This window comes from Salmonella bongori NCTC 12419 (assembly GCF_000252995.1).
Taxonomy (GTDB): domain Bacteria; phylum Pseudomonadota; class Gammaproteobacteria; order Enterobacterales; family Enterobacteriaceae; genus Salmonella; species Salmonella bongori.
Window position 1 is genome coordinate 3923745 of sequence record NC_015761.1, and the last position, 26909, is coordinate 3950653.

Below are 26909 nucleotides of genomic sequence, written 5' to 3' on the forward strand. Positions count from 1 at the left end.
ACGAGTACTGTCATGTAGGCCGGATAAGGCGAAAGCGCACCCGGCACCTGTATTAGTACAGTTCGATCGCGCTGGCCAACGGGGTTACGCCAAAGCGTTTTGCGAGCGCCACCAGCTCGTCACGTGCGATGGTCTGTTTCATACCGCCCATCGAATAGATTTTGACTAACACCTCAGCTGATTTCTCGGCGGTATCTATCAAACCGAACGCTTCATCAAGGTTAGGTCCGCTTCCGAATACGCCGTGGAAAGGCCACAGCACCAGCGAATGTTTTTGCATCTCCTGGGCAGTTGCCTGACCGATTTCATCGGTACCTGGCACCATCCACGGCAAAATGCCCACGCCATCCGGGAAGACCACCAGGCACTCAGTGCTCCCTTCCCACAGTTTGCGGGTGATAAGCGCGGTGTTATTTTCCAGGACATAGGTAAGGGCAATCAGGTTGGTGGCGTGGCAATGCATAATCACGCGGTCTTTGCCGTGGGTGGCTTTGATGCGTTCGCAGTGGGAGAGAAAATGCGCCGGGAGTTCGGAGGTTGGGACGGCTTCATGGGTTAAGCCCCACAGGATATGGTAACCTGCGCCGTCGCTGTCCACTTTGACCACGCCTAAATTGGCTGCCGGATCGAGCTGAATGTTACGGAAGAATTTGCCGGAGCCGGTGACGATGAACGGCGTGTTTGCCAGCATCGGCATCGGCTGGCTGAGGGCAATGTAGCGCGGCTTTTCGTGGAAATCAGCGCTAAAGGGGGCAATATCCGCCTCATCCAGGCGTAGCGTCAGGTTGCCGCCGTTACGTTCATCCCAGCCTTTCAGCCAGGCGTCGGAAGTCGCTTTGATCATCCCCTGGACAAACCAGGAGGTGGTAATATTTTGCATGTTCGTGTTCCCATTTATTGCCCGAAGGTTATTCGGGTCTTACGTAGGCCGGATAAGCGCAGCGCCATCCGGCAATCGTGTTTCATTTATTGCCGGATGGCGACGCGGGCGTCTTATCCGGCCTACAGATCAGGCGTCGCTGTCAGCTACGTTTGCTCAGAATCTCTTTCTCGTATGTTCGTACGCTTTCCAGCCATTGGCTGCCAGCAGGCGTATCATGGCGCTGGCAGTACATTTCCCAGACGGCCTGCCACGGCAGGGATTTTTGCTCTTCCAGCAGCGCCAGACGCGCGGTGTAGTCACCGCTGGCTTCAAGCTGACGCAGTTGTTTTGTGGGTTCCAGCAGAGCGCGCAGCAGCGCTTTTTTCATGTTGCGGGTACCGATGACCCATGCCGCGATGCGGTTGATAGAGGCGTCAAAGAAATCCAGGCCAATGTGAACGCGATCAAACAGATTGTGGCGCACGATTTCACTGGCAATTGCCTGGGTTTCATCATCCAGCAATACCACGTGGTCGCTGTCCCAACGTACCGGACGGCTTACATGTAGCAACAGGCGCGGCACGTACAGCATAGCGGCGGAGATTTTGTCGGAAATCACCTCGGTAGGATGGAAGTGACCGGCGTCCAGACATAGCGCGGTTTGACGGCTGGTGGCATAGCCCATATAGAACTCATTGGATCCGACGGTGTAGCTTTCTGCACCAATACCGAACAGCTTGCTTTCTACCGCATCAATATGATGCGCCGGGTTCAGCTTTTCGCTGATCACCTCATCCAGTGCCTCCAGCAGACGCTGGCGTGGGGCTAAACGGTCAACGGTGATATCTTTCATGCCGTCCGGGATCCAGATATTCATCACCGACGGTGTGCCCAACTGCTCGCCGAAATAGGCTGAAACGCGGCGGCTGGCTTTGCAGTGATCTATCCAGAACTGACGGATTTTGTCGTCAGCATGCGCCAGCGTGAAGCCGTCTGCGCTCAGAGGATGTGAGAAACAGGACGGGTTGAAATCCAGACCCAGTTTGTTGGCTTTTGCCCATTCCACCCAGTTTTTAAAATGTTCAGGTTTGATTTGATCGCGGGCAACCGGCGCCTCGGACTCAAGATAAATCGCGTGCAGATTCAGGCGTTTTGGCCCCGGGATCAGGCTCAGTGCCTGCTCAAGGTCCGCACGCAGTTCGGTGGCGTTACGCGCTTTACCAGGATAATTACCGGTCGCCTGAATGCCGCCGGTTAGCGAACCTTCCGGGTTTTCAAAACCGGCGACGTCATCGCCCTGCCAGCAGTGCATAGAGACCGGCAAACGATCGAGCTGGCGCAGCGCCTCTTCGACATCAATACCTACCGCAGCGAAACGTTGTTTCGCCAGTTCCCAGGCGTGTTCAAGTTGAGTGGTCATGCGCAAAGCTCCTTTGTCTGTCGTGTTGGTTGAAACTGCGCTTTGTGACGGGCAATTTCACTGTCAGGATTAGGGATAAAGGTTTTCAGGTCGTCGTTAGCGCAAACAACCTGGCGGAACTCATCGACGTTGCTTAGCTCGTCGAGAGTCATTAATTGGATACCGATGTTGCCAAGAGTGGAGGCTTCAATCGGCCCGGCCAGCACCCGTATACCGCAGGCGTCGGCGCACAATTGATTGAGTAGAGTGTTCTGGCAGCCGCCGCCGACAATATGCAACTGGCTGAATGCTTCCCCACGCAGGCAGGCCAGCTCCTCCAGGACATCGGCATACAGCAAGGCCAGGCTGTCAAAGATGCAGCGCGCCAGCTCGGCATTGCTGACGGGAACCGGCTGGTCGGTTTCGCGGCAGGCAGCCTGAATCTCGGCGCTCATATCTGCCGGATTGATAAAGCGGTCGTCATTCGGGTTAATCAGGAAACGGCAGGCGGGAAGTGCCTGCGTTTGCGCGATCAACGCTGGCAGATCGGTCACATTGCGTTCTTTCAGCACACGCTGAAGCAGCCACAGGCCCATGATATTTTTCAGCACACGGTAGCGGCCTTCCGCCCCGCCTTCGTTGGTGATGTTGGCGGCCAATGCGTCGTCGGTGGTGTACGGCATCTTGCTTTCGAAGCCCATCAATGACCAGGTCCCTGATGAAAGATAGGCGCTATGCTTATTCGCCAGCGGTGAGGCAATGACGGCGCTGGCCGTATCGTGGCTGGCGACGGCAACCACCGGGATACGGTTGCCCTGCGGACAGATCCAGTAACCAATGACATTGCCAGGGTGGGTCGGGCGACCAAACCAGCTTTTCTCTACCCCGGCCCATGCCAGCAACGTTTCGTCCCAGTCATCGGTGTTGATGTTGACCAATTGAGTGGTCGTGGCGTTGGTATATTCCCAGTTCAGTTCACCGGTCAGGCGATAGCTAAAGTAGTCGGGCATCAGCAGCGCGTGCGCAACCTGAGGAAGTAACTCTGGCTGCTGTTCGGCCAGTGCGCGCAGTTGATAAAGCGTATTGAACGGCAGAAACTGAATGCCGCTACGGTGATAGATTTCACTTTTACCGAGCTGTTTCTGTGCCTGAGCCATTATGCCGGTTGTTCGGCTGTCACGGTAAGAGATCGGTAAACCGACGCGTTGACCCTGTTTGTCGATCAGCACATAGTCCACACCCCAGGTATCAATCCCGATACTGTCAATCCGGATACCTTCATCGCACACTTTCTGTAGCCCCAGGCGAATAGCCGCTTCCAGGCTATCAATATCCCAGGTATCAAAGCCTGCTGTTTTTTGCAGGCAGTTGGTGAAGCGGTGGATTTCGCGCAGCGACAGGGTGCGATGATCGCAATCGTAACGCGCCAGCATTACGCGTCCGCTGGATGCCCCGAGATCGACCGCGACACAATGGCGAAAAGTCATGATGAGGTCCTTCTGAAAGTGAATGCACCCAGTCTAAGAACCCCAGCTCACCGCTACCTTCTTGTTAGTGACAGTCAGAATTAGCCGCTGGCAACATGGCAAAGATGAACGTGATAGCGTTCACAGTTTCCATTAATTTGCCGGTTTCATGCTGATGTGATGCCCGCCGCATTTCCCGATCTTTCCGCTGGTTTCTTGAAAAAATGACCGTCTTTACGCGCTTTAGCGTCGAAAATTTAAGGTGAGATTGATAACCCTTAATTACTATTTCGGTCATGTTGAATTCAGGAGGAAGCGAGCATGACTGTACTGCATAGCGTGGATTTTTTTCCGTCAGGTAAGGCCCCTGTCGCCATTGAACCCCGACTTCCCCAATCGGCGTTTCCGGAACATCATCATGATTTTCATGAAATTGTGATTGTTGAGCATGGAACCGGAATTCACGTTTTTAACGGTCAGCCTTATACCATTAGCGGCGGTACCGTCTGCTTTGTTCGCGATCATGATCGGCATTTATATGAACATACTGATAATCTCTGCCTGACGAATGTGTTATACCGCTCGCCGGACGCGTTTCAGTTTCTTGCCGGATTAAATCAGCTTCTTCCGCAGGAACAGGACGGGCACTATCCCTCCCACTGGCGGGTCAATCAGGGAATATTGCAACAGGTTCGCCAGTTGGTGGGGCAAATGGAGAATGTGGGTGAAGGAATGGACGCGCCGACGGCGGCGAACCGTGAAATCCTGTTTATGCAACTGCTGGTTTTGTTGCGTAAAAGCAGTCTGATGGAAGGCGCGGTCGATAATGATGCACGTCTTAATCACCTGATGGCATGGCTGGAAGACCATTTTGCCGAAGAGGTATGTTGGGAAGCTGTGGCGGAGCAGTTTTCGCTGTCGCTCCGCACTCTGCATCGTCAGCTTAAACAGCATACCGGGCTTACCCCCCAACGTTATCTCAACCGTTTACGCCTGATTAAGGCCCGCCATCTGCTGCGCCATAGTGATGAAAGCGTTACTGACATTGCCTATCGCTGCGGTTTTGGCGACAGTAACCACTTTTCGACGCTTTTTCGCCGCGAATTCAACTGGTCACCTCGTGATATTCGTCAGGGGCGCGATGCGATACTCCAGTAACGCGAATGCTATCACCGTTTTTGGTTACAGGATTTGCTAGTAATAAGCGCCTTGTAATACCGGGTGGCGGCGATCTATAGGTCGGGTAAACGTAGCGCTACCCGGCAAGCATTCAACCTGAGGTGTTGCGGTGGCGAATCAATTGATCCTTCTCAAAGACGATTTTTTTGCGGATGACGAGCAGGCCGTCGCCGTTGCCGCTCGCTATCCTCAGGATGTCTTTGCAGAACATACTCATGAGTTTTGCGAACTTGTCATTGTCTGGCGCGGCAATGGTCTGCACGTACTAAACGATCGTCCTTACCGGATCACGCGTGGCGATCTGTTTTATATCCGCGCCCAGGACAAACACTCCTACGCCTCCGTTAATGACCTGGTTTTGCAGAACATCATTTATTGTCCCGAACGGTTGAAGCTGAATCTGGATTGGGATACGGCTATCCCCGGATTTAATCATGCCGATGGGCATCCCCACTGGCGATTAGGCAGCGCCGGCATGGCACAGGCACGTCAGCTGATTGGTCAGATTGAGCATGAAAGCCAGCAGCATGATCCACAGGCGAATACCATGACGGAACTGTTGTTCGGCCAGTTGGTAATGACGCTACAACGACATCGCTATGCGACCACTACCCAATCACCAATCTCCAGCGAGACGCTGCTCGATAAGCTGATTACCGCGCTGGCCGCAAGTCTGGAACGCCCCTTTGTGCTGGATGCCTTTTGCGCACAGGAGCAGTGCAGCGAGCGGGTGTTACGCCAGCAGTTCAGAAGCCAAACCGGAATGAGTATTAACCAGTATCTGCGCCAGGTACGTATTTGCCACGGACAGTATCTGCTTTCGCACAGTCGGTTGATGATTGGGGACATTGCGATGCGCTGCGGTTTTGAAGACAGCAATTATTTTTCGGTGGTATTCACACGGGAAACCGGGATGACGCCAAGCCAGTGGCGTCATCTCAGTGAGCAGAGCGATTAACTAGCCATCCCCATTCCGACGATATTGGCAGCAACGATGATCACGACGCAGCCCAGACTCAATACGCTGACAGGATGACGACCGGCATTTTTCCACTCTTTCAGTAACAGACCGACAATCCCGCCGCACAGCACATAGAAGCTCATATGCAGCATCCAGCTCATATAGTCATATTGCGCCGGAATACGCGCGTGGCCCCAGGCATAGAAAAAGAACTGTAAATACCACATCAGACCGCCCAGCGCCGACAGCAGTATATTGCTGATGATCAGCGGTTTTGCCAGCGAGAAGTCAGCTTTTATCGACAGGTTTTTCACTTTTGCCAGACGAATAAAGCAGAAGCCAAGGTTAACCAGCGCGCCGCCGCCCATGATCACGACATAGCTTGGCAGGGCGACATAAAGCGGGTCAACACCCAGCGCGGCAGCGGCTTCGTGCATCGGTTTTGCCGCATTCATCGCAAACGACATTCCGGCGGAGAATACGCCACACATAACCGCCAGCAGCAAGCCTTTTTTCAGATTAAACTCTTCAGCTTTAATCCCCATTTTGCGCTCTTTTAACTGCCCGGCGCGCGTCACAATCCCGACGCCGATCAGGGCGACAAAGACGCCAAGCAGGGTCATGCGTCCCCCTTCGGTATGGATTAACACATCGAAATTACCGTTGATAATCGGCGTCATCAGTGTGCCGACGATAAGCGTAATGCCGATAGCGATACCGATACCCATTGACATGCCAAGGTAACGCATGGTCAGGCCGTAATTAATGTTGCCGATGCCCCACATGGCGCCGAACAAAAAAACGGGTAGAAGCGTGGAGAGACTAAACGATCCATAATAGGTCCAGAAATCTGGTAGCAACAAGGCGCTAATTGCCCATGGCAGAATAAGCCAGGAGACAATGCCGCCCACTGACCACATGGTTTCCCATGACCACTGTTTCACTTGTTTGAACGGGGCATAGAAACAGGCTGCACTGGCCGCCCCTATCAAATGCCAGAAAATACCCATCGTAATCGCATTACTCATGACATGATCCTCATTATTTTTATGGACGGGGTACCCCTTCCGTAGGCATGAGTTTAAAAATTGTTCAGCCTGTTAACCTTGTAACGTTTGCCGCCGTTGCGCGTACTCTGGCAATCAGCACGTTAATGAGGTGATTAAGTTCACGTTTTAAAAAAGACGAAACAGATGATGGTGATATAAGACTTAGTTAATGCAGCGGATAATATTAGTTTTATAAACTTCCTTCATAAAAACGACACGAAACGGTATGGTTGGCAATAATGCAAAGAAAACGCTGCGTGAGATCACATAATGAGGAAATCCTGACGAACTGCCAGTTAAAAAATGGTTATACAGGGATTGGTTATTTTATTTGATTATATTTATAGTTTAAATGCCTAAAAATTAATGTTAGCAATCAACAAAATATAATAATAAGGAAATCCCTATATTAACGACGTTAATGAAGTTACAGTTTATTTTTATGTTGCGAATATAAATTTCATTTATTTTATTTTGCTTTTTGAACATTATCTCAATTTTAAATTAAAGGAGATTGTCTGTATTGTCGCGCTCCGTAATGCATATTATGGTTGCAATGTTAGACATAAAACACCGTTTTAATTTTAAATTGAATGGATCATGTTATGAGAAAAGCTCTTTTCTTACTATTACCTCTTGCTGTAACTAATGCGCATGCAGTTTATGTTGATGTTCGCCATGAATATCTTGACGACAGTAAAGCTAACTTTGACCGTGCATATATCTCTCATCGTTTTGCGAATGGTTTTGGTTTTGCGCTGGAGGCTATCTCAAAATCAGGCGGGGATGACACAAATAAAGCCTTTAACGATATGGAAACACAGGGTAACGAATATACGATAAGCTATCAGTTCAAAACCGGAGATGTCGCCTGGCAGCCGGGTTTTGTGCTGGAAACGGGTGACGGTTATTCTACCTATAAGCCTTATTTTCGCGCGACGTGGACATTGAGTGAAAGCTGGTGGATTGGGGCGCGTTATCGTTTCGAATATGTACGACGCTCTTCTGATGCCCGGGATGATGATACCATCAATCGTATGGATGCTTGGGCAGGTTATAAATGGAATAATTTTGACTGGACCATTGAAGGGATTTATAAGAAAGCCGATAAATATGATCTTTATGATGGTGGTAAGGATAACTATGAATATAACTTCAGAACGGCTTATATCATCGGCCAATGGTCTCCGTTTGTTGAGGTCGGTAATGTTTCTGTAAGCGGCAACAGTGATGAAAGGCAAACGCGTTTCCGTGTTGGTTTAGGTTACACCTTTTAATCATTATTTCCGTCTGTTATTTATTCCCTTTTCCGGCTGCTTTACAGGCAGCCGGATTTTTTATGTGGCGATCCTCGTCGGATAATTGTTAGTGTGCGTAGTTTGCTAAACAGCAACGAGTATAATTGAGAATAAAGCGTTTACATGATACCCAACAGACGCGGTAAAAACAGAGTGATTTCCGGCAAGTAGGTAATTAATAACAGAACACCGATAATTGCCCCGTAAAAAGGTACCAGCGGCTTGATCACATGCTCAACTTTGACCTTTCCTACACTTGCTCCCACGTATAAACCACTACCCACGGGCGGAGTAATAGTACCAATCGCCAGGTTATAGATCATGATAATACCGAAATGAACAGGATCGACGCCCAGTTTAATCATAATCGGCAGCAGAATCGGCGTAAAAATCAGAATTGCAGGGCCGATATCCATAAATGCGCCGATGATTAATAAAAAGACGGTAATCACCAACAGGATAACGTGTTTATTAGCGGAAATACCAAGGATCATATCGCTTAACGCCGCAGGGATATTGGTGATCGACATTGAAAAGGACATTGCCGAAGAGGTCGCCAGCAGGAACATGATCACCCCCGTCATTACGACGGTTTGCAGCAAAATCGAGGGTAAGTCTTTAATTTTCAGTGTGCGGTAAAAAACCATCGTCAGCAATAATGTATAAATCACCGCAATAGCCGATGCTTCAATCGCGGTAAAAATTCCTTGTACAATACCGCCGACAATAATCACGATCAGTAGCAGGCTGGGAATGGCTTCAACGGCCACTTTTAGCGCCATTCCTTTTTGAACAGTAAAAAAGACACGGTAGTTATGACGTCTGGCGACCACCAGCGTGACCAACATACAGCCGATGCCCCATAGTACGCCCGCCACTAAACCTCCGGCAAACAGCGCGGCAATCGACGTTCCCCCGCTTGCCAGCGCGTAAAGGATAAAGGCTGTGGTGGGTGGAATTAGCATTCCCGTTGGCGCTGAGGCGATATTAACGGCGGCGGCGAAGCCCCGATCGTAACCTTCACGGGCGCTCATTGGCACCATGACGCCGCCAATCGAGGTAGATGCGGCAATGGCTGAGCCGGAAATTGCCCCGAACATCATGTTGCCGACGATATTGGTATACGACAGCGAACCGGGCAGTTTGCCGGTAAACAGTTTGGCAAAATTGACCAGCCGGGTGGCGATTCCGCCGCTATTCATGATCACCCCGGACAAAACGAAGAACGGTACGGCCAGTAAGGCAAAGCTATCCAGACTGGAGAACATTTTTTGCGCGGTGGCGAACATCGAAATGTCGAAAGGCAGCACCAGCATCATCGTGCTGAATGAGGCAATGACGATGCAGATCCCAATTGGCGCGCCCATCGCCAGTAAAACAACAAAAACGGCAATGAGCGTACAGGAGGCAAAAATAGGGTCAATCATGTGATTTCTCCAGAGAGTGCTCAGAAGTATGCATGGTGGAATGGATAGCTTTCAGGGCATCGATAATATTCAGTAGCCCATAGAGGATGATCAGTACGCCCGCACAGGGGAGAGCGTAATAAATTTTTCCCATTGGAATGCCCAGCGCAGGCGAGATTTGCAGCATAGAAATCGCAGAGATCTTTAACCCTCCGATAATTAACACCCACATGGAAAATGCGATAAAAATGACCTGCAGGATAATGTCCCACCCGCCGCGAAGGGTCGGCGACGCTTTATCCAACAAAAGGGTCAGACTAATATGCTGTTTTTGACCCGCGACAAAAGCCATGCCTAGCATCGATACCCATACCAGTAAAAATCGCAGCATCTCTTCGGTAATGGTGCTGGGAACGCCCAATATGTAGCGGCTCATCACCTGCCAGCAGGCGATACCCACCATAATAGCCAGCATCAGGCAGCAGACGGCGCCCAGTAATGAATCAAGTCCTTTTCTGAATGTATTCATCTTAATTTCCTGATTAAATTATTTTTTTGCTGTCTGGATACGTTGATATAGCCCGTAAAGACGCGGTTTGTTTTTCAGTTCGTCGTAAATAGGCTGTACCGCGTTCTGGAAGGGTTTTTTGTCGATGTCGTAGAATTCCACGTTGAAATCTTTCACTGCCGCCAGCCTGGTTTTCTCAATTTCCTTATCCCATGCGGTCTTTTCAAACGCGATCGATGCCTGGATAGCGTCTTTGACAATACGTTGTTGTTCCGGCGTCAGCTTTTCCAGTGTGAGGGTGCTCATTAGCAGGATATCGGGAATGCGGGTGTGCATATCGTACGTGTAATAACGGGCGACTTCGCCGTGGCGGGCGATAGTCAGAGCGAACTCATTGTTTTCCGCGCCGTCGAGAATGCCTTGCTGTAACGAGGTATAGACTTCCGCCTGGCTCATGGCGATGGGTGAAGCGCCCAACAGTTTGAGGGTTTGGATTGCCGTCTCACTTTGCATTACGCGGATTTTTTTCCCACGCAAATCCTCAATGCGTTTAACCGGCGCTTTGCTCATATAAAAATTACGCGCGCCGGAATCATACCAACCCACGCCGACAAACCCCTGTGCTGCGGTGGTTTGATAAACAGGTTCCATTACCTGTGGGTTATCCATTACGCGATAGTATTCATCAACGCTGGAAAACAGGTAGGGGAGTGAGAAAACGCCGTACTCAGGCGAAAAACTCTCCATCAGTCCGGAGGACACTTTTGTGATATCGACGACGCCAACCTGCGTCAACTCTACCAGTTCGCGCTCGCCGCCAAGCTGCCCATCCGGGAAGTATTGTACTTTGATATCCCCGCCAGTTTTCGTTTCAACTTGCTGCCCAAAGAAGTGCAATGCATCTTTTACCGGCTGACTGTTTTCAGCGTAGGCCAGGCGTAAAACCGTTTCGCCGTGGGAGAAGAAAGAGAGTGTAAAGAGTAAGGCCAGCGTAGCCAGATGTATAAAACCAGGTTGCTTCATAATTCCCTCGCAATGGTAATAATTTGCCGGGAATGTAATCGCGTACTGAAATTATAACCTTTTTGATTTTGCCACTACTGACAAAACCTGGCACCAAAAGAAAGATTTTGAAACCCTGTTTCACATTTATTAGTTTCCAGGAATTTATCACCGTGTCGTTTCTACGACGAGACTGAAAAACGGTGGTTTTTCAGCCGTTGCCGCGGCGATTATAACCACGAAAAAAGTACGGCATTGATAATCATTTTCAATATCATTTAATTAACTATAATGAACCAACTGCTTACGCGGCGTTAACACTGTGCCGCTCGACAATAATGGAGATGATTATGAGTTATACACTGCCATCCCTGCCGTACGCTTATGATGCACTGGAACCGCACTTCGATAAGCAGACGATGGAGATTCACCACACTAAACACCATCAAACCTACGTCAATAACGCTAACGCGGCGCTGGAAAGCCTGCCTGAATTCGCTAATCTGCCGGTTGAAGAACTGATCGCTAAACTGGAGCAGGTACCGGCGGATAAGAAAACCGTTCTGCGCAACAACGCTGGCGGCCATGCTAACCACAGTCTGTTCTGGAAGGGCCTGAAAAAAGGCACTACCCTGCAGGGCGATCTTAAAGCTGCGATTGAGCGTGATTTCGGTTCTGTTGAGAAATTCAAAGAAGAGTTTGAAAAAGCTGCAGCAACCCGTTTTGGTTCCGGCTGGGCGTGGCTGGTGCTGAAAGGCGATAAACTGGCTGTGGTTTCTACCGCTAACCAGGACTCTCCGCTAATGGGCGAAGCCATTTCCGGCGCGTCTGGCTTCCCGATTCTGGGTCTGGATGTGTGGGAACATGCTTATTACCTGAAGTTCCAGAACCGTCGCCCGGACTATATTAAAGAATTCTGGAATGTCGTGAACTGGGATGAGGCAGCGGCGCGCTTCGCGGCGAAAAAATAAAGTTGCATTGAAGCCCGTGAGAAGCGAGTCTGATGACTCGCTTTTTTTGTATCTGCATAAGGAGTCGCGATGCATTATCCGGTTGAGGTATTCACAGGCAACATTCAGGATTACGTGGGAAGCCGCCCCAGCGCTATTGCGAAAGTGCAGGTCGATGGTGAACTGATGCTGACGGCGCTGGGTCTGGAAAGTGATGAGCAGGCGGAGAAAAAAATTCATGGCGGTCCCGATCGCGCGCTGTGTCATTATCCGCGTGAGCATTACCTCTATTGGGCGCGGGAGTTTCCGGCGCTGGCGGAGCGGTTTGTCGCTCCGGCATTTGGCGAGAACCTTTCCACTGACGGTCTGACGGAACAGAATGTTTTTATCGGCGATATTTTTCGTTGGGGAGAGGCGCTTATTCAGGTAACGCAGCCGCGGTCGCCATGCTTTAAGCTCAATTACCATTTCGCGATTAGCGACATGGCGAGCCAGATGCAAAACATGGGTAAAACCGGCTGGCTCTACAGCGTGATAGCGCCAGGCAAAGTATCGACAGATGCGCCGTTGGAGCTGGTCTCCCGCTTGAGCGATGTCAGCGTGCAAGAGGCGATCGCCATTGCCTGGCATATGCCATTTGATGATGAGCAGTACCATCGATTGCTGTCGGCGGCAGGATTATCCAAAAGCTGGACCCGAACTATGCAAAAGCGCCGCCTGAGCGGTAAAATTGAAAATAACGCGCGACGTTTGTGGGGATGATATTCCGCCCGGTAGCGCGTTGCTTACCGGGCTCGCGGGCCGGATAAGGCGGTTACGCCGCCATCCGGCGCCACACTGCTTGTTACGAACGCTTATACAGTGGTAGCCAGATAACCAACCGTAAACCGCCTAATGGGCTATCATCCGCTTTCACCCAGCCTCGATGCTGTTGAATGGCGGTTTCGACAATCGCCAGTCCCAGGCCGGTGCCGCCGGATGCTCGGTCGCGCGCTTCATCGGTGCGATAGAAGGGGCGGAAGATCTGCTCTCTGTCTTCAGGGCTAACGCCTGGCCCGTCGTCATCAACCGTAATCGTAATACCGTCTTTATCCACTGAAAAGCCGACTTCAATCTTCGTGTGTGAATAGCGCAACGCGTTACGGACAATGTTCTCCAGCGCGCTTTCCAGCGCGTTCGGGTTGCCATAGAGCGGCCACGGCCCCGGTGGATAATTCACCGTTAACGACTTGCCCATCTGCTCGGCTTCAAAGGCGGCGTTATCCAGGACTTCGCCCCATAGCTGGTTAGCCTTCATCGTTTCGCTGACCAGGGCGTTTTTCTGTTGGTTGCGCGACATTACCAGCAGGTCGTTGATCATACTGTCCAGACGTTGCGCTTCGGTCTCAATACGCTCCAGCTCTTTGCTTTCACCGCTACGACGACGTAACAGCGCCGTACCCAGTTGCAGGCGTGTCAGCGGTGTTCGTAGCTCGTGGGAGATGTCTGACAGCAGACGCTGCTGTGAGGTCATCATTCGCTCCAGCGCCGTCACCATCTGGTTAAAACTGGCACCAGCCGCGAGAAACTCTTGCGGCCCAGCTTCCAGTTCCGGGTGCTGACGCAGGTTGCCTTGTGCAACTTCGTCGGCCGCGTTTTTCAACTTACGGGCCGGTTTCGCCAGACTCCACGCCAGCCACAATAAAAGCGGCGAACTGACCAGCATCGTGACAATAAGCAACAGCAGCGGGCGGTCAAACAGCAGATTAATAAAATCGGACTGTGAACTGCTGGCCGGTCGAATCAGGTAAAGTTGGTAATTATCTTCTCCGTCGCGAACGGAGAAGGGCCCTACCATTTCTACGCGGCCATATTTTTTCTTCTGCGGATGATCGGCGTTATCCGCCTGACCAATAAAGTTACGAATGATCTGCATCTCGCTGCGTTCAGCACCGATCACGCGTCCTTCAGAGGTCACAAGTAATAACCGCTGTCCTGGCGGCGCCCACTTGTCGATCGCGCGGAACAAGCGACGCCACCACATCAGGTCATTGGGCGGATCGTTCGCCAGCTCAGCTTCTACATGTTGCTCTATCATCAATCCCTGGCGCTGTTCGCTGTCCAACAGCTCGGTCATCTGGCGAGAGTCGAGCTTGGGCAGCATCAGTACCAGCATTAACACCAGCGCCAGCGTCAACCAGAAGATGGCGAAGATGCGCGCGGTTAAACTTCCAATCATGAAGCGGAAACCATCAGATAGCCGCGGCCGCGCAATGTTTTAAACCACGGATGACCGTCTTTGCGCTCAGGCAGTTTGCGGCGCAGGTTAGAAATATGCATATCAATGGCGCGATCGAACGGCGTCAAACGTTTACCCAGCACTTCCTGACTTAAATGTTCACGGGAGACCACCTGGCCGAGATGCTGCGCCAGCAGATAAAGCAGGGTGAATTCCGTACCCGTCAGTTCCAGTGTCTGCCCATCAAAGCTGGCTTCCTGACGACCCGGATTAAGGCTCAACGCATCGACTTCCAGCGTCGGAGAACCGTTATCGCTGCTCAGTTGCTGCTGTTCGCTCCAGTGGGAACGGCGCAGAATAGCCCTGATACGCGCCACCAGTTCGCGGTCGTTAAACGGTTTGGGTAAATAGTCGTCTGCACCCAGCTCAAGGCCGAGAACGCGATCCAGTTCACTACCACGTGCGGTCAGCATAATGACAGGCGTCTGGTGTGTCTGGCGAAGCGCTTTTAACGTATCAATACCGTTTTTCTTCGGCATCATCACATCAAGCAAAAGTAAATCGATGCTGTCATCCAAAAGCTCAAGTGCCTGTTCGCCATCGTGGGCCACCAGCACATTAAAACCTTCCATTTCGAGGAGCTCTTTTAACAGGGAAGTCAGCTCTCGGTCATCATCAACTAACAGGATTTTATTCATTGTTTACGTACCTCCGAGGCAGAAATTACGTCATCAGGCGTCGCTAATCCATGACTTTACGTTGTTTTACACCCCCTGACGCATGTTTGCAGCCCGAATCGTAAACTGTCTCTCGTTGAATCGCGACAGAAAAGATTTTGGGAGCAAGCGATGCGCAAAGTTACCGCTGCCGTTATGGCCTCAACGCTGGCACTCAGTTCTTTAAGCCACGCTGCTGAAGTCGTTACAAGCGATAACTGGCCTTCTGGTGAAGGGAGCATACAGCGTAGCGCGCAGAATCATATGTTTGACGGCATAAGTTTAACCGAACATCAGCGTCAACAGATGCGAGATCTTATGCAGCAGGCAAGACACGAACAGCCTCCTGTTAATGTTAGCGAAATGGAGACAATGCATCGGCTTGTCACCGCAGAAAAATTTGATGAAAGCGCTGTGCGCGCCCAGGCAGAAAAAATGGCGCAAGAACAGGTTGCCCGCCAGGTCGAAATGGCCCGTGTTCGTAACCAGATGTATCGCCTGTTAACGCCGGAGCAGCAAGCGGTTTTGAATGAAAAGCATCAGCAACGAATGGAGCAACTGCGCGACGTGGCGCAATGGCAAAAAAGTTCATCGTTGAAATTATTGAGTAGTAGCAACTCACGTTCCCAGTAACAACCCTGTTTTCCTTGCCATAGACACCATCCCTGTCTTCCCCCACATGATGTGGGGGTTTTTTTTATCCCGAATTTGTCATTCTGTTATTACCTTACTGTTTTAAACCATCCGTTATACTACCCGCAGAAGATAGCGGGAGTGTTTATGAATCAAACCTATGGACGGCTGGTCAGCCGGGCGGCTATCGCGGCAACAGCGATGGCATCAGCGTTACTTTTGATCAAAATTTTTGCATGGTGGTATACCGGGTCGGTGAGTATTCTGGCAGCGTTGGTGGATTCGCTGGTGGATATAGCCGCGTCTTTGACGAACTTGTTGGTTGTGCGTTATTCGTTGCAGCCAGCAGACGATGAGCACACATTTGGCCACGGTAAAGCAGAGTCGCTGGCGGCGCTGGCGCAAAGTATGTTTATTTCCGGTTCGGCGCTGTTTCTGTTTTTAACCAGTATCCAGAACTTGATTAAGCCAACGCCAATGAACGATCCCGGCGTCGGGATTGGCGTTACCGTCATCGCTCTGATATGCACTATCATACTGGTCACGTTTCAGCGCTGGGTGGTACGCAAGACCCAAAGTCAGGCGGTACGGGCGGATATGCTTCATTATCAGTCTGATGTTATGATGAACGGAGCGATTCTTATCGCGCTCGGGTTATCCTGGTACGGCTGGCATCGTGCGGATGCCCTGTTTGCGTTAGGTATCGGTATCTATATTTTGAATAGCGCGTTACGTATGGGATATGAGGCGGTACAGTCATTATTGGATCGCGCTTTGCCTGATGCGGAACGACAGGAAATTATTGATATCGTGACGTCATGGCCGGGGGTTAGCGGCGCGCACGATCTTCGCACGCGGCAGTCAGGGCCGACCCGCTTTATTCAGATTCATTTGGAAATGGAAGATAATCTGCCGCTCGTTCAGGCGCATTTAGTGGCTGAACAGGTAGAGCAGGCGATTTTGCGACGTTTTCCGGGTTCAGATGTCATTATTCATCAGGATCCCTGTTCAGTCGTCCCCAGGGAAGGCAAGAAGTTCGAGCTTGTATAATTGATTGTTAAAAAGTGAGCCGGGCCAGCATTTTGTGTATAAATTACCGCCATTTGGCCTGACCTGAATCAATTCAGCTGGAAGGGATTGTTATACTATCTGCATATTCGTTGGATCGTTTCGAAGTGCGAAATCCGCTTCCGGCAATAGATTTCATTTTGCATTCCAAAGTTCAGAGGTAGTCATGATTAAGAAAATCGGTGTGTTGACAAGCGGCGGTGATGCGCCGGGCATGAACGCGGCAATCCGCGGTGTTGTGCGCGCAGCGTTGACGGAAGGGCTGGAAGTCATGGGTATTTATGACGGCTATCTTGGCCTGTATGAAGATCGTATGGTTCAGCTTGACCGTTATAGCGTATCTGACATGATCAACCGCGGCGGTACATTCCTCGGCTCCGCTCGTTTCCCGGAATTCCGTGACGAAAATATTCGCGCTGTCGCGATTGAAAATCTGAAAAAACGCGGCATCGATGCACTGGTTGTGATTGGCGGTGACGGCTCTTACATGGGGGCAAAACGCCTGACTGAAATGGGCTTTCCGTGCATTGGTCTACCGGGCACTATCGATAATGATATCAAAGGCACCGATTACACTATCGGTTATTTCACCGCGCTGGGCACCGTGGTGGAAGCGATTGACCGTTTGCGTGATACATCTTCCTCTCACCAGCGTATTTCTATCGTTGAAGTGATGGGGCGCTATTGCGGCGACCTGACTCTGGCGGCGGCTATTGCCGGCGGCTGTGAGTTTATCGTGGTGCCGGAAGTTGAATTTAATCGTGAGGATCTGGTGGCGGAAATCAAAGCCGGAATCGCGAAAGGGAAGAAACACGCTATCGTCGCTATTACTGAGCATATGTGCGATGTTGACGAGCTGGCGCACTTTATTGAAAAAGAAACAGGCCGTGAAACGCGTGCGACAGTGCTGGGTCACATCCAGCGCGGTGGTTCTCCGGTGCCTTACGACCGTATCCTTGCCTCCCGCATGGGCGCTTATGCTATTGACCTGCTACTGGAAGGCCACGGCGGCCGTTGTGTCGGTATTCAAAACGAGCAACTTGTTCACCATGATATCATCGATGCGATTGAAAATATGAAGCGCCCGTTCAAAAGCGACTGGATGGAATGCGCTAAAAAACTGTATTGATTTTTGGCAATGTAACCTGCTGATGGCGCTGCGTTTATCAGGCCTGCAATATGAGTGTAGGCCGGATAAAACGTAAGCCGCCATCCGGCAAAAAACCACTTTTATATATTCCCCACTGTTATAGCCAATCTTTTTTTATTCTTTAATGTTTGGATACCTTTCTGGCACGCTTTGCTCATCACAACACAACATAAGTGAGTCGGGTAATGAAAAAGTGGGGCGTGGGATTTACCTTATTGCTGGCATCGGCCAGCATTCTGGCAGCGGATATTCAACTCCTTAACGTGTCTTACGATCCAACGCGCGAATTATATGAGCAGTACAACAAGGCGTTTAGCGCCTACTGGAAACAGAAGACCGGCGATAATGTGATTATCCGCCAGTCGCACGGCGGATCTGGCAAACAAGCCACGTCGGTTATCAATGGTATTGAGGCGGATGTCGTTACGCTGGCGCTGGCCTGGGATGTGGATGCTATTGCAGAACGCGGGCGCATTGATAAATCCTGGATCACACGTTTGCCGGACAATTCTGCGCCGTATACGTCCACCATTGTCTTCCTCGTGCGCAAGGGGAATCCAAAACAAATTCACGACTGGAACGATCTGATTAAACCTGGGATATCGGTCATTACCCCAAACCCCAAAAGTTCTGGCGGCGCACGATGGAATTATCTGGCGGCGTGGGGTTATGCCCTGCATCATAATAATAACGACCAGGCGAAAGCGCAGGATTTTGTGAAAGCGTTATATAAGAACGTCGAGGTGCTGGATTCCGGCGCGCGCGGCTCAACCAATACCTTTGTTGAGCGCGGCATCGGCGATGTATTAATCGCCTGGGAGAACGAGGCGTTGCTGGCGACCCACGAGCTGGGTAAAGATCAGTTCGAGATTATCACGCCGGGCGAATCTATTCTGGCGGAACCGACGGTTTCCGTAGTGGATAAAGTCGTTGAGAAGAAAGGGACAAAAGCGGTGGCGGAGGCGTATCTCAAATACCTGTATTCGCCGGAGGGCCAGACGATTGCGGCAAAAAATTACTATCGTCCACGCGACGCTGACGTGGCAAAAAAGTACGACGATGCGTTTCCGAAGCTGAAGCTATTCACCATTGACGAGGTGTTCGGCGGGTGGGCAAAGGCGCAAAAAGACCACTTTGCTAATGGCGGTACGTTCGACCAAATCAGCAAACGCTAAACCGTTTATAAACCCGGTAACATATTATATTGCCGGGTTTTTTCTTTGTAATTGTTTTGCGTTACTCTTTCCCGTCTATGAGACACGGGGGAACGCATAACATGAAAAAGACAGGCTACTTTTTACTGGCGGCGGTGGTCATTGCCGTCGCAGCGGGCGTCGGTTACTGGAAATTTTCCGGCAATCCTGATGCATTACGGGAAATTGTTCTGGAACAGTGTCTGCCCGATCAGTTACAGCATCAAAATCCGGCGCCGTGTGCGGAAGTTAAACCTCGCGCCGGGTATGTTGTCTTTAAAGATCGTCACGGACCGCTGCAATATTTATTGATGCCCACCTACCGTATCAACGGTACAGAAAGTCCGTTATTGCTAGAATCTTCCACACCCAACTTTTTCTGGCTGGCCTGGCAGGCTCGCGGCTATATGAGTGAAAAATACGGACATGACATTCCTGATAGTGTGGTCTCGCTAACCATTAACTCGCGTCTTGGCCGTTCACAGGACCATCTCCATATTCATATTTCCTGCATCCGTCCTGACGTTCGGGAACAGTTAGATAACGACTTCACTCTTATTAGTACCCGCTGGCTCCCGCTGCCAGGCGGCCTGATGGGACATGAATACCTGGCTCGTCGGGTAACCGAAAACGAACTGGCGCAGCGTAGCCCGTTTATCATGCTGGCGGAGGAGGTGCCGGAAGCACGCGATCATATGGGACGCTATGCGCTGGCAGTTGTACGCCAAAGCGATGGCTCTTTTGTCCTGCTGGCGACACAGCGTAATTTACTGACGTTCAATCGTGCCTCTGCTGAGGAAATCCAGGACCACCAGTGTGAAATCCTGAAGTAACCCTGGCGATTCTGGCGTTTACTCTACGTGCCTGTCCCCGTATTCTTGTTGAAAAAAACAACAGGAGACAGGCATGTCGCTCTGGCTTTCGCACCCTCTGTTTCTTCCTTCACTGGTTGTCGGCATTACTATCCTGCTTTGGGCCACTTCATTGTTGCCGGAATTTATAACCGCGCTGCTCTTTTTTACCATAGCGATGGCGGCGAAAATTGCGCCGCCGGAAACGATCTTCGGCGGTTTTGCTTCTTCAGCTTTCTGGCTGGTATTCAGCGGATTCGTGCTGGGGATCGCGATTCGTAAAACCGGGCTTGCGGACAGAGCGGCGCGCGCGTTATCGGCTAAATTAACGGACTCCTGGCCTCTGATGGTTAGCTGTGTAGTGTTGCTTAGCTATGCTCTGGCGTTTGTGATGCCCTCAAATATGGGGCGTATTGCTCTGCTAATGCCGATTGTCGCGGCGATGGCGAAACGCGCCGGAATAGCGGATGGCACCCGCGCCTGGTATGGGTTGGCGTTGGCTGTCGGGTTTGGTACCTTCCAGCTTTCCGCCACCATTTTGCCTGCGAACGTGCCCAACCTGGTGATGAGCGGCGCGGCAGAAGGATCTTATGGCATCCACCTGAACTATGTGCCGTACTTACTGCTGCATACGCCGGTACTGGGATGGTTAAAAGGCATCGTATTAATCGCCCTGATTTGCTGGTTATTTCCCGGTGCGCCCCATGCGCCGCATGAGGTAGAACCGCCTGCGCCAATGAGCCGCAATGAAAAGCGGCTGGCGTGGATGTTGGCGGTGGTGTTGACGATGTGGGTAACGGAAAGCTGGCACGGTATTGGCCCGGCCTGGATCGGTCTGGCGGCAGCGGTAGTGACGATGTTGCCGCGAGTAGGTTTTATCAGCGGGGATGAGTTTGCCAGTGGTATTAATATTCGCGCCTGTATTTATGTCGCCGGGATTCTGGGGCTGGCGCTCACCGTAACGCAAACCGGTATTGGTAATGCAGTGGGGGAAACATTACTGCGCGTTATGCCATTAGATACGCAAAAACCGTTTACCAGTTTCCTTGCGCTCACGGGTATCACGACGGCGCTGAATTTTATTATGACCGCTAACGGCGTACCGGCGCTCTATACGACACTGGCGGAAAGTTTTGCGGATGCTAGCGGTTTTCCACTGTTATCGGTCATTATGATTCAGGTGTTGGGTTATTCCACGCCGCTATTACCGTATCAGGCGTCGCCGATTGTCGTTGCGATGGCGTTAGGAAAGGTGCCGACAAAGGCGGGAATGTTGCTGTGTCTGGCGCTGGCGGCGGTAACGTATCTGATACTGCTACCACTGGATTACGCCTGGTTTCGAGTTCTGGGGAAATTATAGCTTTAACAGACTGTTAATTTTTTGTTTTGTGAGATGGTAAATTGTTTTCTGTATGCCGATGGCCGTTAATAATGGAGCGCTGATTTGCGCACAGGAAACTCAAGGATAGATCCATGGACCGATTGACCCCCATCCGCTGTTGGCCTGCCATCATTTCGCTGGTGATTACGCTGACTATCTGGTTTGTTATTCCTTGTCCTGCGGATGTGACTCCACAGGCGTGGCATCTGCTGGCACTGTTTATCGGCACTATCGCAGCGATTATCGGTAAAGCCATGCCGATTGGCGCTATCGCGATTGTGGCGATTATGCTGGTGGCAATGACCGGCGTTACCCATCCTGGCAAACCTTCAGCGGCGCTGAACGATGCGTTGAGCGGCTTTTCTAACCAGCTTATCTGGCTGATTGGCTTATCCATCATGCTGTCACAAAGTTTGTTGAAAACGGGACTGGGGGCGCGTATTGGCTATGGGTTTATTGCGCTGTTTGGTAAAAGAACGCTGGGGATCGCCTGGGCATTAACGCTGGCGGAAACGCTGATTGCACCTGTGACGCCGAGTAATACGGCGCGCGGCGGCGGCATTATTCACCCGGTAATGCGGGCAATTGCGGAGAGTCTTGGCTCTCAGCCAGGAAATCGCGAGAATGGCGCAACGGGCCGTTATCTCGCGTTGGTGAATTACAACATTAATCCGATCAGTTCGGCGATGTTTATCACCGCAACCGCGCCTAACCCGTTAATTGTCAGCTTCCTGACCAAAGGGACGGATGGCGTTCTGACTATGACCTGGGGAATGTGGGCTATCGCCGCGCTCCTTCCCGCAGTGGTATCACTGGTCGTAATGCCCATCGTTATCTGGTGGCTCTATCCTCCTGCCGTTACGCGTACGCCGGATGCGCCGCAGTTCGCCCGACAAAAGCTCAATGCCCTTGGGCCTCTCTCGCTGGCAGAGAAAATCACCCTCGCGGTTTTCATTTTGTTGCTTTGTCTGTGGGCTGGCGTTCCTGCGATGCTTATGGGAAGCGGCTGGATTGTCAATCCTACCAGCGCCGCGTTAATTGGCTTATCGATTCTGTTGCTGACAGGAGTGTTAAGCTGGGACGATATTCTGAAGTGCCGCGGAGCATGGGATACCATCGTTTGGTTCGCCGCACTGGTAATGATGGCGGATTTTCTCAGTAAGCTGGGGCTGGTCGGTTGGCTGGCGACCAGCGTCGGTAGTGCAATCAACCATCTCGGCGTTCACTGGAGTATCGCGACGCTACTACTGATCCTGCTTTACGTTTATTCGCACTACTTTTTCGCCAGCACCACGGCGCATATTACGGCAATGTTTGCGGCGTTCTTTGCTGCGGGATTGGGCCTCGGCGCGCCGCCGGCGCTGCTTGGGCTGATGCTCGGTTTTTCTTCTTCTTTGATGATGTCGCTCACCCACTACGGTACGGGAACCGCGCCCATCATCTTTGGTTCTGGCTATGTTACGCTGGCGGAATGGTGGAAAACGGGGCTGGTGATGAGTGTGGTTAACCTGACTATCTGGGGTGTAACGGGTGCCTTCTGGTGGCACTGGTTAGGATACTGGTAACGCGCAATGAGAAGGGGGAGATATCCCCCTTCCACGCCATTTAAGCCTGTTTAGCGGCTTCGGCTGCTTTCACGATGACAGCAAAGGCGTCAGCTTTCAGCGATGCGCCGCCTACCAGCGCGCCGTCGATGTCCGGCTGTGCGAACAGTTCGGCCGCGTTGGAGGCATTTACGGAACCACCGTACTGGATAATGACCTGCTCAGCGATTTTAGCGTCGGCTTTGGCAATGTGATCACGGATGAATTTATGTACCGCCTGAGCCTGGGCCGGGGTCGCAGATTTGCCAGTACCAATTGCCCAAACGGGTTCGTAAGCGATAACCGCGCCTTCAAATGCTGCTGCGCCCTGAGTCTTCAGCACCGCGTCGATCTGGCGTGCACAAACTTCTTCTGTTTTGCCTGCTTCGTTTTCCGCTTCAGTTTCACCGATGCACAGTACTGGCGTCAGACCCTGTTCTTTCAGGATCGCAAATTTTTTCGCGATCAGTTCGTCTGATTCTTTATGGTAAGTACGGCGCTCGGAGTGGCCGATGATGATGTACTGCGCGCCGATATCCTTCAGCATTTCAGCCGAGGTTTCACCGGTGAATGCGCCAGACAGGTTCAGATCAACGTTCTGCGCGCCCAGCATGATGTGGCTACCGGCAGCAGCACGTTTCGCCAGGTCGATATACATTTCCGGCGGAGCGATTGCCACGTCGCAGCCTGCGACGCCCGCCAGTTCTTTACGCAGGTTAGCCACCAGTTCATTTACCATGTGGCGGCTGCCGTTCAGTTTCCAGTTACCCATCACTAAAGGATGTCGCATTTTAATTCTCCACGCTTTATCAGCGAATTAAGGAAGATGGCCGCTCTTCAGAGCAGCATGGTCTGTGAAACAGTATAGAGATTCATCCCTGGAAAGGCTTTGCTTTTTGTCATTTATTGGTTTCTTCTAGGTTGGCGGATAGCGCTAGCTTAATCGGTTCAACTGCGAAGGTCAGCCCCTTTTCACCGTTATCAGCGACAACATAACGTACCGCGCCTTCGGTCTCGGCGTAGTAGTGTTTGCCTTTACCGGCGATAAGCAGCTTTTGCAATTTTTTCTGGCTTTGTTCTTTTGTCAGCAACGGTGCAACGGTGCGGATGATAGCGGCCATATATTCCAGCGCTTTCGCCTTCGCCGCTTTCTGCTCCGGTCCCTGAATCGGCAGCCAGGTAATCTGCATACTTTTTACTTTGAGCGTACCGCGCTCCAGCGCCGTGGAGGCATACAAATTTTCGTTAATCTTACTGGCGGCGCGAGTCAGACTCGCCTTGTCGCGACTATTCTCAATGGCGCGAAACTCATTGAGTGGCAGATCGGGATTCTGACGGTTAAAGTTTTCACGAAATTGGCTAATAGAGAGATCAAAGGTAGGCGAACCCGCCAGCAAATAGGGTGCCGTCGTGGTCGATGAAGAGAGCTGCGCACGCGCCGTTATACTGGCGGTGAAGGCAGAAAACAACAATAAAAACAGAGTACATCCAGGCTTCATCAATCTTACCTTTCGTTAGGACTGCTCACGATTAAAACGATAACTGTCGGCCTTGTCAAAAGGGTAAACTGTAGCGGAAGGTAAAATATAAGGAACTTACATGACCATACAGCAATGGTTATTCTCATTTAAAGGGCGTATCGGACGCCGGGATTTCTGGATTTGGATTGGCCTCTGGTTTGCCGGAATGTTGGCGCTGTTTTCGTTGGCAGGAAAAAATCTGCTTGATATTCAGACGGCGGCATTTTGTCTGGTGTGTCTGCTGTGGCCGACAGCCGCCGTTATGGTTAAACGTCTGCATGACCGGGGACGCTCCGGCGCGTGGGCGTTGCTAATGATACTGGCGTGGATGTTGTTGGCCGGGAACTGGGTCATGCTGCCAGGTATGTGGCAGTGGGTCGTCGGGCGGTTTATTCCGACTCTGATCCTGGTAATGATGCTTATTGATTTAGGCGCGTTTGTCGGTGTTCAGGGTGAAAATAAGTTTGGTAAAACGACGCAGGACGTGAAGTTTAAAGCAGAAACGCAAACGGGCGGTAAACCGTAACCTTCCATGCGGTAAATTGCCCGGTGGCGCGGGCGCTTACCGGGTCTACGGAGTCGTGCCGATGTGTAAGCCGGATAAGGCGAAGCGCCATCCGGCAAAACATCACCAGTAATGTTCAGCCGTCATATGCCCTGGCCGGCGGCGCAGATGTTTGGTCATCTGGCGGGTCTCTTTCAGCAGTTGCTGCGTGTCGCGCACCATCTGCGGGTTTCCGCACAACATGACGTGGCTGGTCTCTTTATCCATCGGCAGGCCAACGGCTTTTTCCAGATCGCCGTTTTCAATGAGTGCAGGCACGCGTCCGGTAAGCGATCCTGGCACGTTTTCCCGGCTGACAACTGTTTGTATGCGCAACTTGCCTTCATAACGCTTTTGTAGCTCCAGCATCAGCGGCAGATAGCTTAAATCGGCGGCGTAGCGCGCGGCGTGGACTAAAACCAGATTGTTAAAGCGCGCTAAATCCTGGCCATATTGCAGGATCGATAAATACGGGCCGATAGCGGTGCCGGTCGCCAGCATCCATAGCGTATCGCAGTCAGGCACTTCATCCAGAACAAAGAAACCGGACGCGTCGCTGACCACTTGTACTTCGTCGCCGGGTTTTAGCGCCGCCAGTCGCGGGCTGAGTTTGCCTTCCGGAACCGTAACCAGATAAAACTCTAAATCAGGATTGTCAGGCGCATTCACATAGGAATACGCGCGCTGAATGCGTTCGCCATCGATCTCCAGTCCGAGTTTGGTAAATTGGCCTGCAGTAAAAGGATTAATGGGGGCGTGAACGGTCAGGCTGAACAGTGCGTCAGTCCAGTTTTGCACCTTAGTGACTTTACCTGTTACCCAATCGGCCATGGTTTTCTCCTGTTCTGAATCGCTACCCTTATCTTCGTTCGTCAGGAGAAAGATTTCCAGCCCCGCAGGGCCGGAAGGCTCTAACTAACAAATGCGCTAGAGGATATGCGCCTGCACTTCTGGATCTTTGCGATCAAGATAGTGAATAGACTGAATGCGCCGGATCGTGCGTGATTTACCGCGGATCAGCAGCGTTTCTGTGGTGGCAATATTGCCTTTACGGCTAATTCCTTCCAGCAGATCGCCTTTCGTGATGCCGGTCGCGGAGAAAATAACGTTATCGCTGCGTGCCATTTCGTCCAGACGCAGCGCTTTGCCCGCTTCAATACCCATCGTTTTGCAGCGCGACAGTTCCTGTTCGCCAATACGCCGGTTTTCTTCGCTGTCGCCTTTCACGTCATGACGCGCCAGCAGACGTCCCTGCATGTCGCCGTCCAGCGCGCGGATCACCGCTGCGGACACGACTCCCTCCGGCGCGCCGCCTATTCCGTACAGCACATCGACTTCGCTATCCGGCATACAGGTCAGAATTGAGGCCGCGACGTCGCCGTCAGGAATGGCGAATACACGCACGCCCAGATTCGCCATCTCTGCGATAACATCGTCATGACGCGGTTTCGCCAGGATAGTCACGGTCAGATCGCGAAGCGGTTTACCCAGCGCATTCGCAATATTACGCAGGTTATCCGCCAGTGGCAGATTGAGATCAATTGCTCCTTTGGCGCCCGGGCCGACGATCAGCTTTTCCATATACATATCGGGCGCATTCAGGAAGCAGCCTTTATCGCCGACAGCCAATACCGCCAGCGCATTGGCCTGGCCCATTGCCGTCATGCGCGTACCTTCGATCGGATCGACGGCGATATCTACCGCATCGCCGTGGCCTGTACCGACGTTCTCGCCGATATAGAGCATGGGGGCTTCGTCGATTTCGCCTTCGCCAATGACGATAGTGCCGTCAATGTTGACCTGGTTGAGCATGATACGCATGGCGTTGACCGCCGCGCCGTCAGCCGTATTCTTATCGCCTCTTCCCAGCCATTTGTAGCCAGCCAGCGCTGCCGCTTCGGTCACGCGGGAAAATTCGATGGCAAGTTCTCGTCTCATAACAAACTCGTAGCAGAAAGGAATGGTGCGCAGT

26 protein-coding genes are annotated in these 26909 nt (G+C 51.6%); 13 read left to right on the forward strand and 13 right to left on the reverse strand.

Annotation, left to right across the window (positions count from 1 at the left end; genetic code table 11):
* Positions 1–52 precede the first annotated feature (52 nt).
* The 3 genes from rhaD to rhaB all read right to left on the reverse strand — a co-directional run bounded on the left by rhaD (position 53) and on the right by rhaB (position 3748).
* Positions 53–880, reverse strand: a complete 828-nt coding sequence (rhaD, locus tag SBG_RS18560) for a rhamnulose-1-phosphate aldolase (RefSeq protein ID WP_001179785.1) — start codon at positions 878–880, stop codon at positions 53–55.
* 142 nt (positions 881–1022) lie between these two features.
* Positions 1023–2282, reverse strand: a complete 1260-nt coding sequence (rhaA, locus tag SBG_RS18565) for an L-rhamnose isomerase (protein ID WP_000211452.1) — start codon at positions 2280–2282, stop codon at positions 1023–1025.
* Positions 2279–3748: a rhamnulokinase gene (gene rhaB / locus SBG_RS18570; RefSeq protein WP_000143950.1), complete on the reverse strand. Its 1470-nt coding sequence runs from the start codon at positions 3746–3748 to the stop codon at positions 2279–2281. Before rhaB ends, rhaA begins: the two co-directional genes overlap by 4 nt.
* Before the next feature lie 300 nt (positions 3749–4048).
* Here rhaB and rhaS point away from each other — a divergent pair, with 300 nt between their 5' ends.
* Together rhaS and rhaR are read left to right on the forward strand one after the other, a co-directional pair.
* Complete coding sequence (gene rhaS / locus SBG_RS18580) at positions 4049–4885, forward strand: HTH-type transcriptional activator RhaS (protein ID WP_000217122.1); 837 nt, start codon at positions 4049–4051, stop codon at positions 4883–4885.
* 130 nt (positions 4886–5015) lie between these two features.
* Positions 5016–5864, forward strand: coding sequence for an HTH-type transcriptional activator RhaR (gene rhaR, locus SBG_RS18585; protein ID WP_000013286.1), 849 nt, complete (start codon positions 5016–5018; stop codon positions 5862–5864).
* Here rhaR and rhaT read toward each other — a convergent pair.
* Complete coding sequence (rhaT, locus tag SBG_RS18590) at positions 5861–6895, reverse strand: L-rhamnose/proton symporter RhaT (protein WP_000063535.1); 1035 nt, start codon at positions 6893–6895, stop codon at positions 5861–5863. The two genes, rhaR and rhaT, sit on opposite strands and share 4 nt — an antisense overlap.
* Before the next feature lie 614 nt (positions 6896–7509).
* Between rhaT and SBG_RS18600 the strand changes: the two genes are divergently transcribed.
* Complete coding sequence (locus tag SBG_RS18600) at positions 7510–8193, forward strand: oligogalacturonate-specific porin KdgM family protein (protein WP_015703087.1); 684 nt, start codon at positions 7510–7512, stop codon at positions 8191–8193.
* Positions 8194–8333: 140 nt separating this feature from the next.
* Here the strand turns inward: SBG_RS18600 and SBG_RS18605 are convergent, their stop codons facing one another.
* Genes SBG_RS18605 through SBG_RS18615 form a run of 3 tightly spaced genes read right to left on the reverse strand, consistent with a single transcriptional unit; the run spans position 8334 to position 11151 of the window.
* Positions 8334–9641 (reverse strand): TRAP transporter large permease, encoded by a 1308-nt coding sequence (locus tag SBG_RS18605; protein ID WP_000566807.1) that lies wholly within the window; start codon positions 9639–9641, stop codon positions 8334–8336.
* Positions 9634–10149 (reverse strand): TRAP transporter small permease, encoded by a 516-nt coding sequence (locus SBG_RS18610; protein ID WP_001091418.1) that lies wholly within the window; start codon positions 10147–10149, stop codon positions 9634–9636. Before SBG_RS18610 ends, SBG_RS18605 begins: the two co-directional genes overlap by 8 nt.
* An 18-nt stretch (positions 10150–10167) precedes the next feature.
* A complete protein-coding gene (locus SBG_RS18615; protein WP_000812809.1) occupies positions 10168–11151 on the reverse strand; it encodes a TRAP transporter substrate-binding protein in 984 nt (327 codons plus the stop codon).
* Between the two features lie 329 nt (positions 11152–11480).
* Here SBG_RS18615 and sodA point away from each other — a divergent pair, with 329 nt between their 5' ends.
* Positions 11481–12101, forward strand: coding sequence for a superoxide dismutase [Mn] (gene sodA / locus SBG_RS18620; protein ID WP_000122637.1), 621 nt, complete (start codon positions 11481–11483; stop codon positions 12099–12101).
* 69 nt (positions 12102–12170) lie between these two features.
* Positions 12171–12842, forward strand: a complete 672-nt coding sequence (gene yiiM, locus SBG_RS18625) for a 6-hydroxyaminopurine reductase (RefSeq protein ID WP_000559241.1) — start codon at positions 12171–12173, stop codon at positions 12840–12842.
* A gap of 82 nt (positions 12843–12924) precedes the next feature.
* Here yiiM and cpxA read toward each other — a convergent pair whose 3' ends face one another.
* A complete protein-coding gene (gene cpxA, locus SBG_RS18630) occupies positions 12925–14298 on the reverse strand; it encodes an envelope stress sensor histidine kinase CpxA (RefSeq protein WP_000580407.1) in 1374 nt (457 codons plus the stop codon).
* Positions 14295–14996: an envelope stress response regulator transcription factor CpxR gene (cpxR, locus tag SBG_RS18635; protein WP_001033730.1), complete on the reverse strand. Its 702-nt coding sequence runs from the start codon at positions 14994–14996 to the stop codon at positions 14295–14297. Before cpxR ends, cpxA begins: the two co-directional genes overlap by 4 nt.
* A gap of 150 nt (positions 14997–15146) precedes the next feature.
* On the opposite strand from cpxR, the gene cpxP reads away from it, so the two are divergent.
* The 7 genes from cpxP to SBG_RS18670 all read left to right on the forward strand — a co-directional run bounded on the left by cpxP (position 15147) and on the right by SBG_RS18670 (position 22855).
* Positions 15147–15647 (forward strand): cell-envelope stress modulator CpxP, encoded by a 501-nt coding sequence (cpxP, locus tag SBG_RS18640; RefSeq protein ID WP_001233472.1) that lies wholly within the window; start codon positions 15147–15149, stop codon positions 15645–15647.
* Positions 15648–15794: 147 nt separating this feature from the next.
* Complete coding sequence (fieF, locus tag SBG_RS18645; protein WP_001077319.1) at positions 15795–16697, forward strand: CDF family cation-efflux transporter FieF; 903 nt, start codon at positions 15795–15797, stop codon at positions 16695–16697.
* 184 nt (positions 16698–16881) lie between these two features.
* Positions 16882–17844: a 6-phosphofructokinase gene (gene pfkA / locus SBG_RS18650; RefSeq protein ID WP_000591793.1), complete on the forward strand. Its 963-nt coding sequence runs from the start codon at positions 16882–16884 to the stop codon at positions 17842–17844.
* Positions 17845–18050: 206 nt separating this feature from the next.
* The gene (locus SBG_RS18655; protein WP_000758705.1) at positions 18051–19040 is read left to right on the forward strand and encodes a sulfate ABC transporter substrate-binding protein; all 990 of its coding nucleotides are present in this window, start codon (positions 18051–18053) and stop codon (positions 19038–19040) included.
* A gap of 101 nt (positions 19041–19141) precedes the next feature.
* On the forward strand, positions 19142–19891 hold the full coding sequence (locus SBG_RS18660) for a CDP-diacylglycerol diphosphatase (RefSeq protein ID WP_000750751.1): 750 nt from the start codon (positions 19142–19144) through the stop codon (positions 19889–19891).
* Positions 19892–19964: 73 nt separating this feature from the next.
* Positions 19965–21269 carry an SLC13 family permease gene (locus SBG_RS18665; protein ID WP_000061010.1) on the forward strand — a complete coding sequence of 435 codons (1305 nt, stop codon included), beginning with the start codon at positions 19965–19967 and terminating at the stop codon, positions 21267–21269.
* Positions 21270–21382: 113 nt separating this feature from the next.
* Complete coding sequence (locus tag SBG_RS18670) at positions 21383–22855, forward strand: DASS family sodium-coupled anion symporter (RefSeq protein WP_000375609.1); 1473 nt, start codon at positions 21383–21385, stop codon at positions 22853–22855.
* Between the two features lie 40 nt (positions 22856–22895).
* Here SBG_RS18670 and tpiA read toward each other — a convergent pair whose 3' ends face one another.
* Positions 22896–23663, reverse strand: coding sequence for a triose-phosphate isomerase (gene tpiA / locus SBG_RS18675; RefSeq protein ID WP_001216334.1), 768 nt, complete (start codon positions 23661–23663; stop codon positions 22896–22898).
* Between the two features lie 109 nt (positions 23664–23772).
* Positions 23773–24372, reverse strand: coding sequence for a YiiQ family protein (locus tag SBG_RS18680; protein ID WP_000802236.1), 600 nt, complete (start codon positions 24370–24372; stop codon positions 23773–23775).
* Positions 24373–24472: 100 nt separating this feature from the next.
* Here SBG_RS18680 and SBG_RS18685 point away from each other — a divergent pair, with 100 nt between their 5' ends.
* Complete coding sequence (locus SBG_RS18685; RefSeq protein ID WP_000155240.1) at positions 24473–24919, forward strand: DUF805 domain-containing protein; 447 nt, start codon at positions 24473–24475, stop codon at positions 24917–24919.
* Between the two features lie 102 nt (positions 24920–25021).
* Here the strand turns inward: SBG_RS18685 and fpr are convergent, their stop codons facing one another.
* Entirely contained in the window at positions 25022–25768 is a 747-nt protein-coding gene (fpr, locus tag SBG_RS18690) for a ferredoxin--NADP(+) reductase (protein WP_000796288.1), read from the reverse strand.
* Positions 25769–25864: 96 nt separating this feature from the next.
* Positions 25865–26875, reverse strand: a complete 1011-nt coding sequence (gene glpX, locus SBG_RS18695; RefSeq protein WP_001250627.1) for a class II fructose-bisphosphatase — start codon at positions 26873–26875, stop codon at positions 25865–25867.
* Between the last annotated feature and the right edge of the window lie 34 nt (positions 26876–26909).

Bases quoted from the DNA above. Each gene is read 5' to 3' on its own strand.
- rhaD (WP_001179785.1), bottom strand. From the start codon at position 880: ATGCAAAATATTACCACCTCCTGGTTTGTCCAGGGGATGATCAAAGCG.
- rhaA (WP_000211452.1), bottom strand. From the start codon at position 2,282: ATGACCACTCAACTTGAACACGCCTGGGAACTGGCGAAACAACGTTTC.
- rhaB (WP_000143950.1), bottom strand. From the start codon at position 3,748: ATGACTTTTCGCCATTGTGTCGCGGTCGATCTCGGGGCATCCAGCGGA.
- rhaS (WP_000217122.1), top strand. From the start codon at position 4,049: ATGACTGTACTGCATAGCGTGGATTTTTTTCCGTCAGGTAAGGCCCCT.
- rhaT (WP_000063535.1), bottom strand. From the start codon at position 6,895: ATGAGTAATGCGATTACGATGGGTATTTTCTGGCATTTGATAGGGGCG.
- SBG_RS18600 (WP_015703087.1), top strand. From the start codon at position 7,510: ATGGATCATGTTATGAGAAAAGCTCTTTTCTTACTATTACCTCTTGCT.
- SBG_RS18605 (WP_000566807.1), bottom strand. From the start codon at position 9,641: ATGATTGACCCTATTTTTGCCTCCTGTACGCTCATTGCCGTTTTTGTT.
- SBG_RS18610 (WP_001091418.1), bottom strand. From the start codon at position 10,149: ATGAATACATTCAGAAAAGGACTTGATTCATTACTGGGCGCCGTCTGC.
- SBG_RS18615 (WP_000812809.1), bottom strand. From the start codon at position 11,151: ATGAAGCAACCTGGTTTTATACATCTGGCTACGCTGGCCTTACTCTTT.
- sodA (WP_000122637.1), top strand. From the start codon at position 11,481: ATGAGTTATACACTGCCATCCCTGCCGTACGCTTATGATGCACTGGAA.
- yiiM (WP_000559241.1), top strand. From the start codon at position 12,171: ATGCATTATCCGGTTGAGGTATTCACAGGCAACATTCAGGATTACGTG.
- cpxA (WP_000580407.1), bottom strand. From the start codon at position 14,298: ATGATTGGAAGTTTAACCGCGCGCATCTTCGCCATCTTCTGGTTGACG.
- cpxR (WP_001033730.1), bottom strand. From the start codon at position 14,996: ATGAATAAAATCCTGTTAGTTGATGATGACCGAGAGCTGACTTCCCTG.
- cpxP (WP_001233472.1), top strand. From the start codon at position 15,147: ATGCGCAAAGTTACCGCTGCCGTTATGGCCTCAACGCTGGCACTCAGT.
- fieF (WP_001077319.1), top strand. From the start codon at position 15,795: ATGAATCAAACCTATGGACGGCTGGTCAGCCGGGCGGCTATCGCGGCA.
- pfkA (WP_000591793.1), top strand. From the start codon at position 16,882: ATGATTAAGAAAATCGGTGTGTTGACAAGCGGCGGTGATGCGCCGGGC.
- SBG_RS18655 (WP_000758705.1), top strand. From the start codon at position 18,051: ATGAAAAAGTGGGGCGTGGGATTTACCTTATTGCTGGCATCGGCCAGC.
- SBG_RS18660 (WP_000750751.1), top strand. From the start codon at position 19,142: ATGAAAAAGACAGGCTACTTTTTACTGGCGGCGGTGGTCATTGCCGTC.
- SBG_RS18665 (WP_000061010.1), top strand. From the start codon at position 19,965: ATGTCGCTCTGGCTTTCGCACCCTCTGTTTCTTCCTTCACTGGTTGTC.
- SBG_RS18670 (WP_000375609.1), top strand. From the start codon at position 21,383: ATGGACCGATTGACCCCCATCCGCTGTTGGCCTGCCATCATTTCGCTG.
- tpiA (WP_001216334.1), bottom strand. From the start codon at position 23,663: ATGCGACATCCTTTAGTGATGGGTAACTGGAAACTGAACGGCAGCCGC.
- SBG_RS18680 (WP_000802236.1), bottom strand. From the start codon at position 24,372: ATGAAGCCTGGATGTACTCTGTTTTTATTGTTGTTTTCTGCCTTCACC.
- SBG_RS18685 (WP_000155240.1), top strand. From the start codon at position 24,473: ATGACCATACAGCAATGGTTATTCTCATTTAAAGGGCGTATCGGACGC.
- fpr (WP_000796288.1), bottom strand. From the start codon at position 25,768: ATGGCCGATTGGGTAACAGGTAAAGTCACTAAGGTGCAAAACTGGACT.
- glpX (WP_001250627.1), bottom strand. From the start codon at position 26,875: ATGAGACGAGAACTTGCCATCGAATTTTCCCGCGTGACCGAAGCGGCA.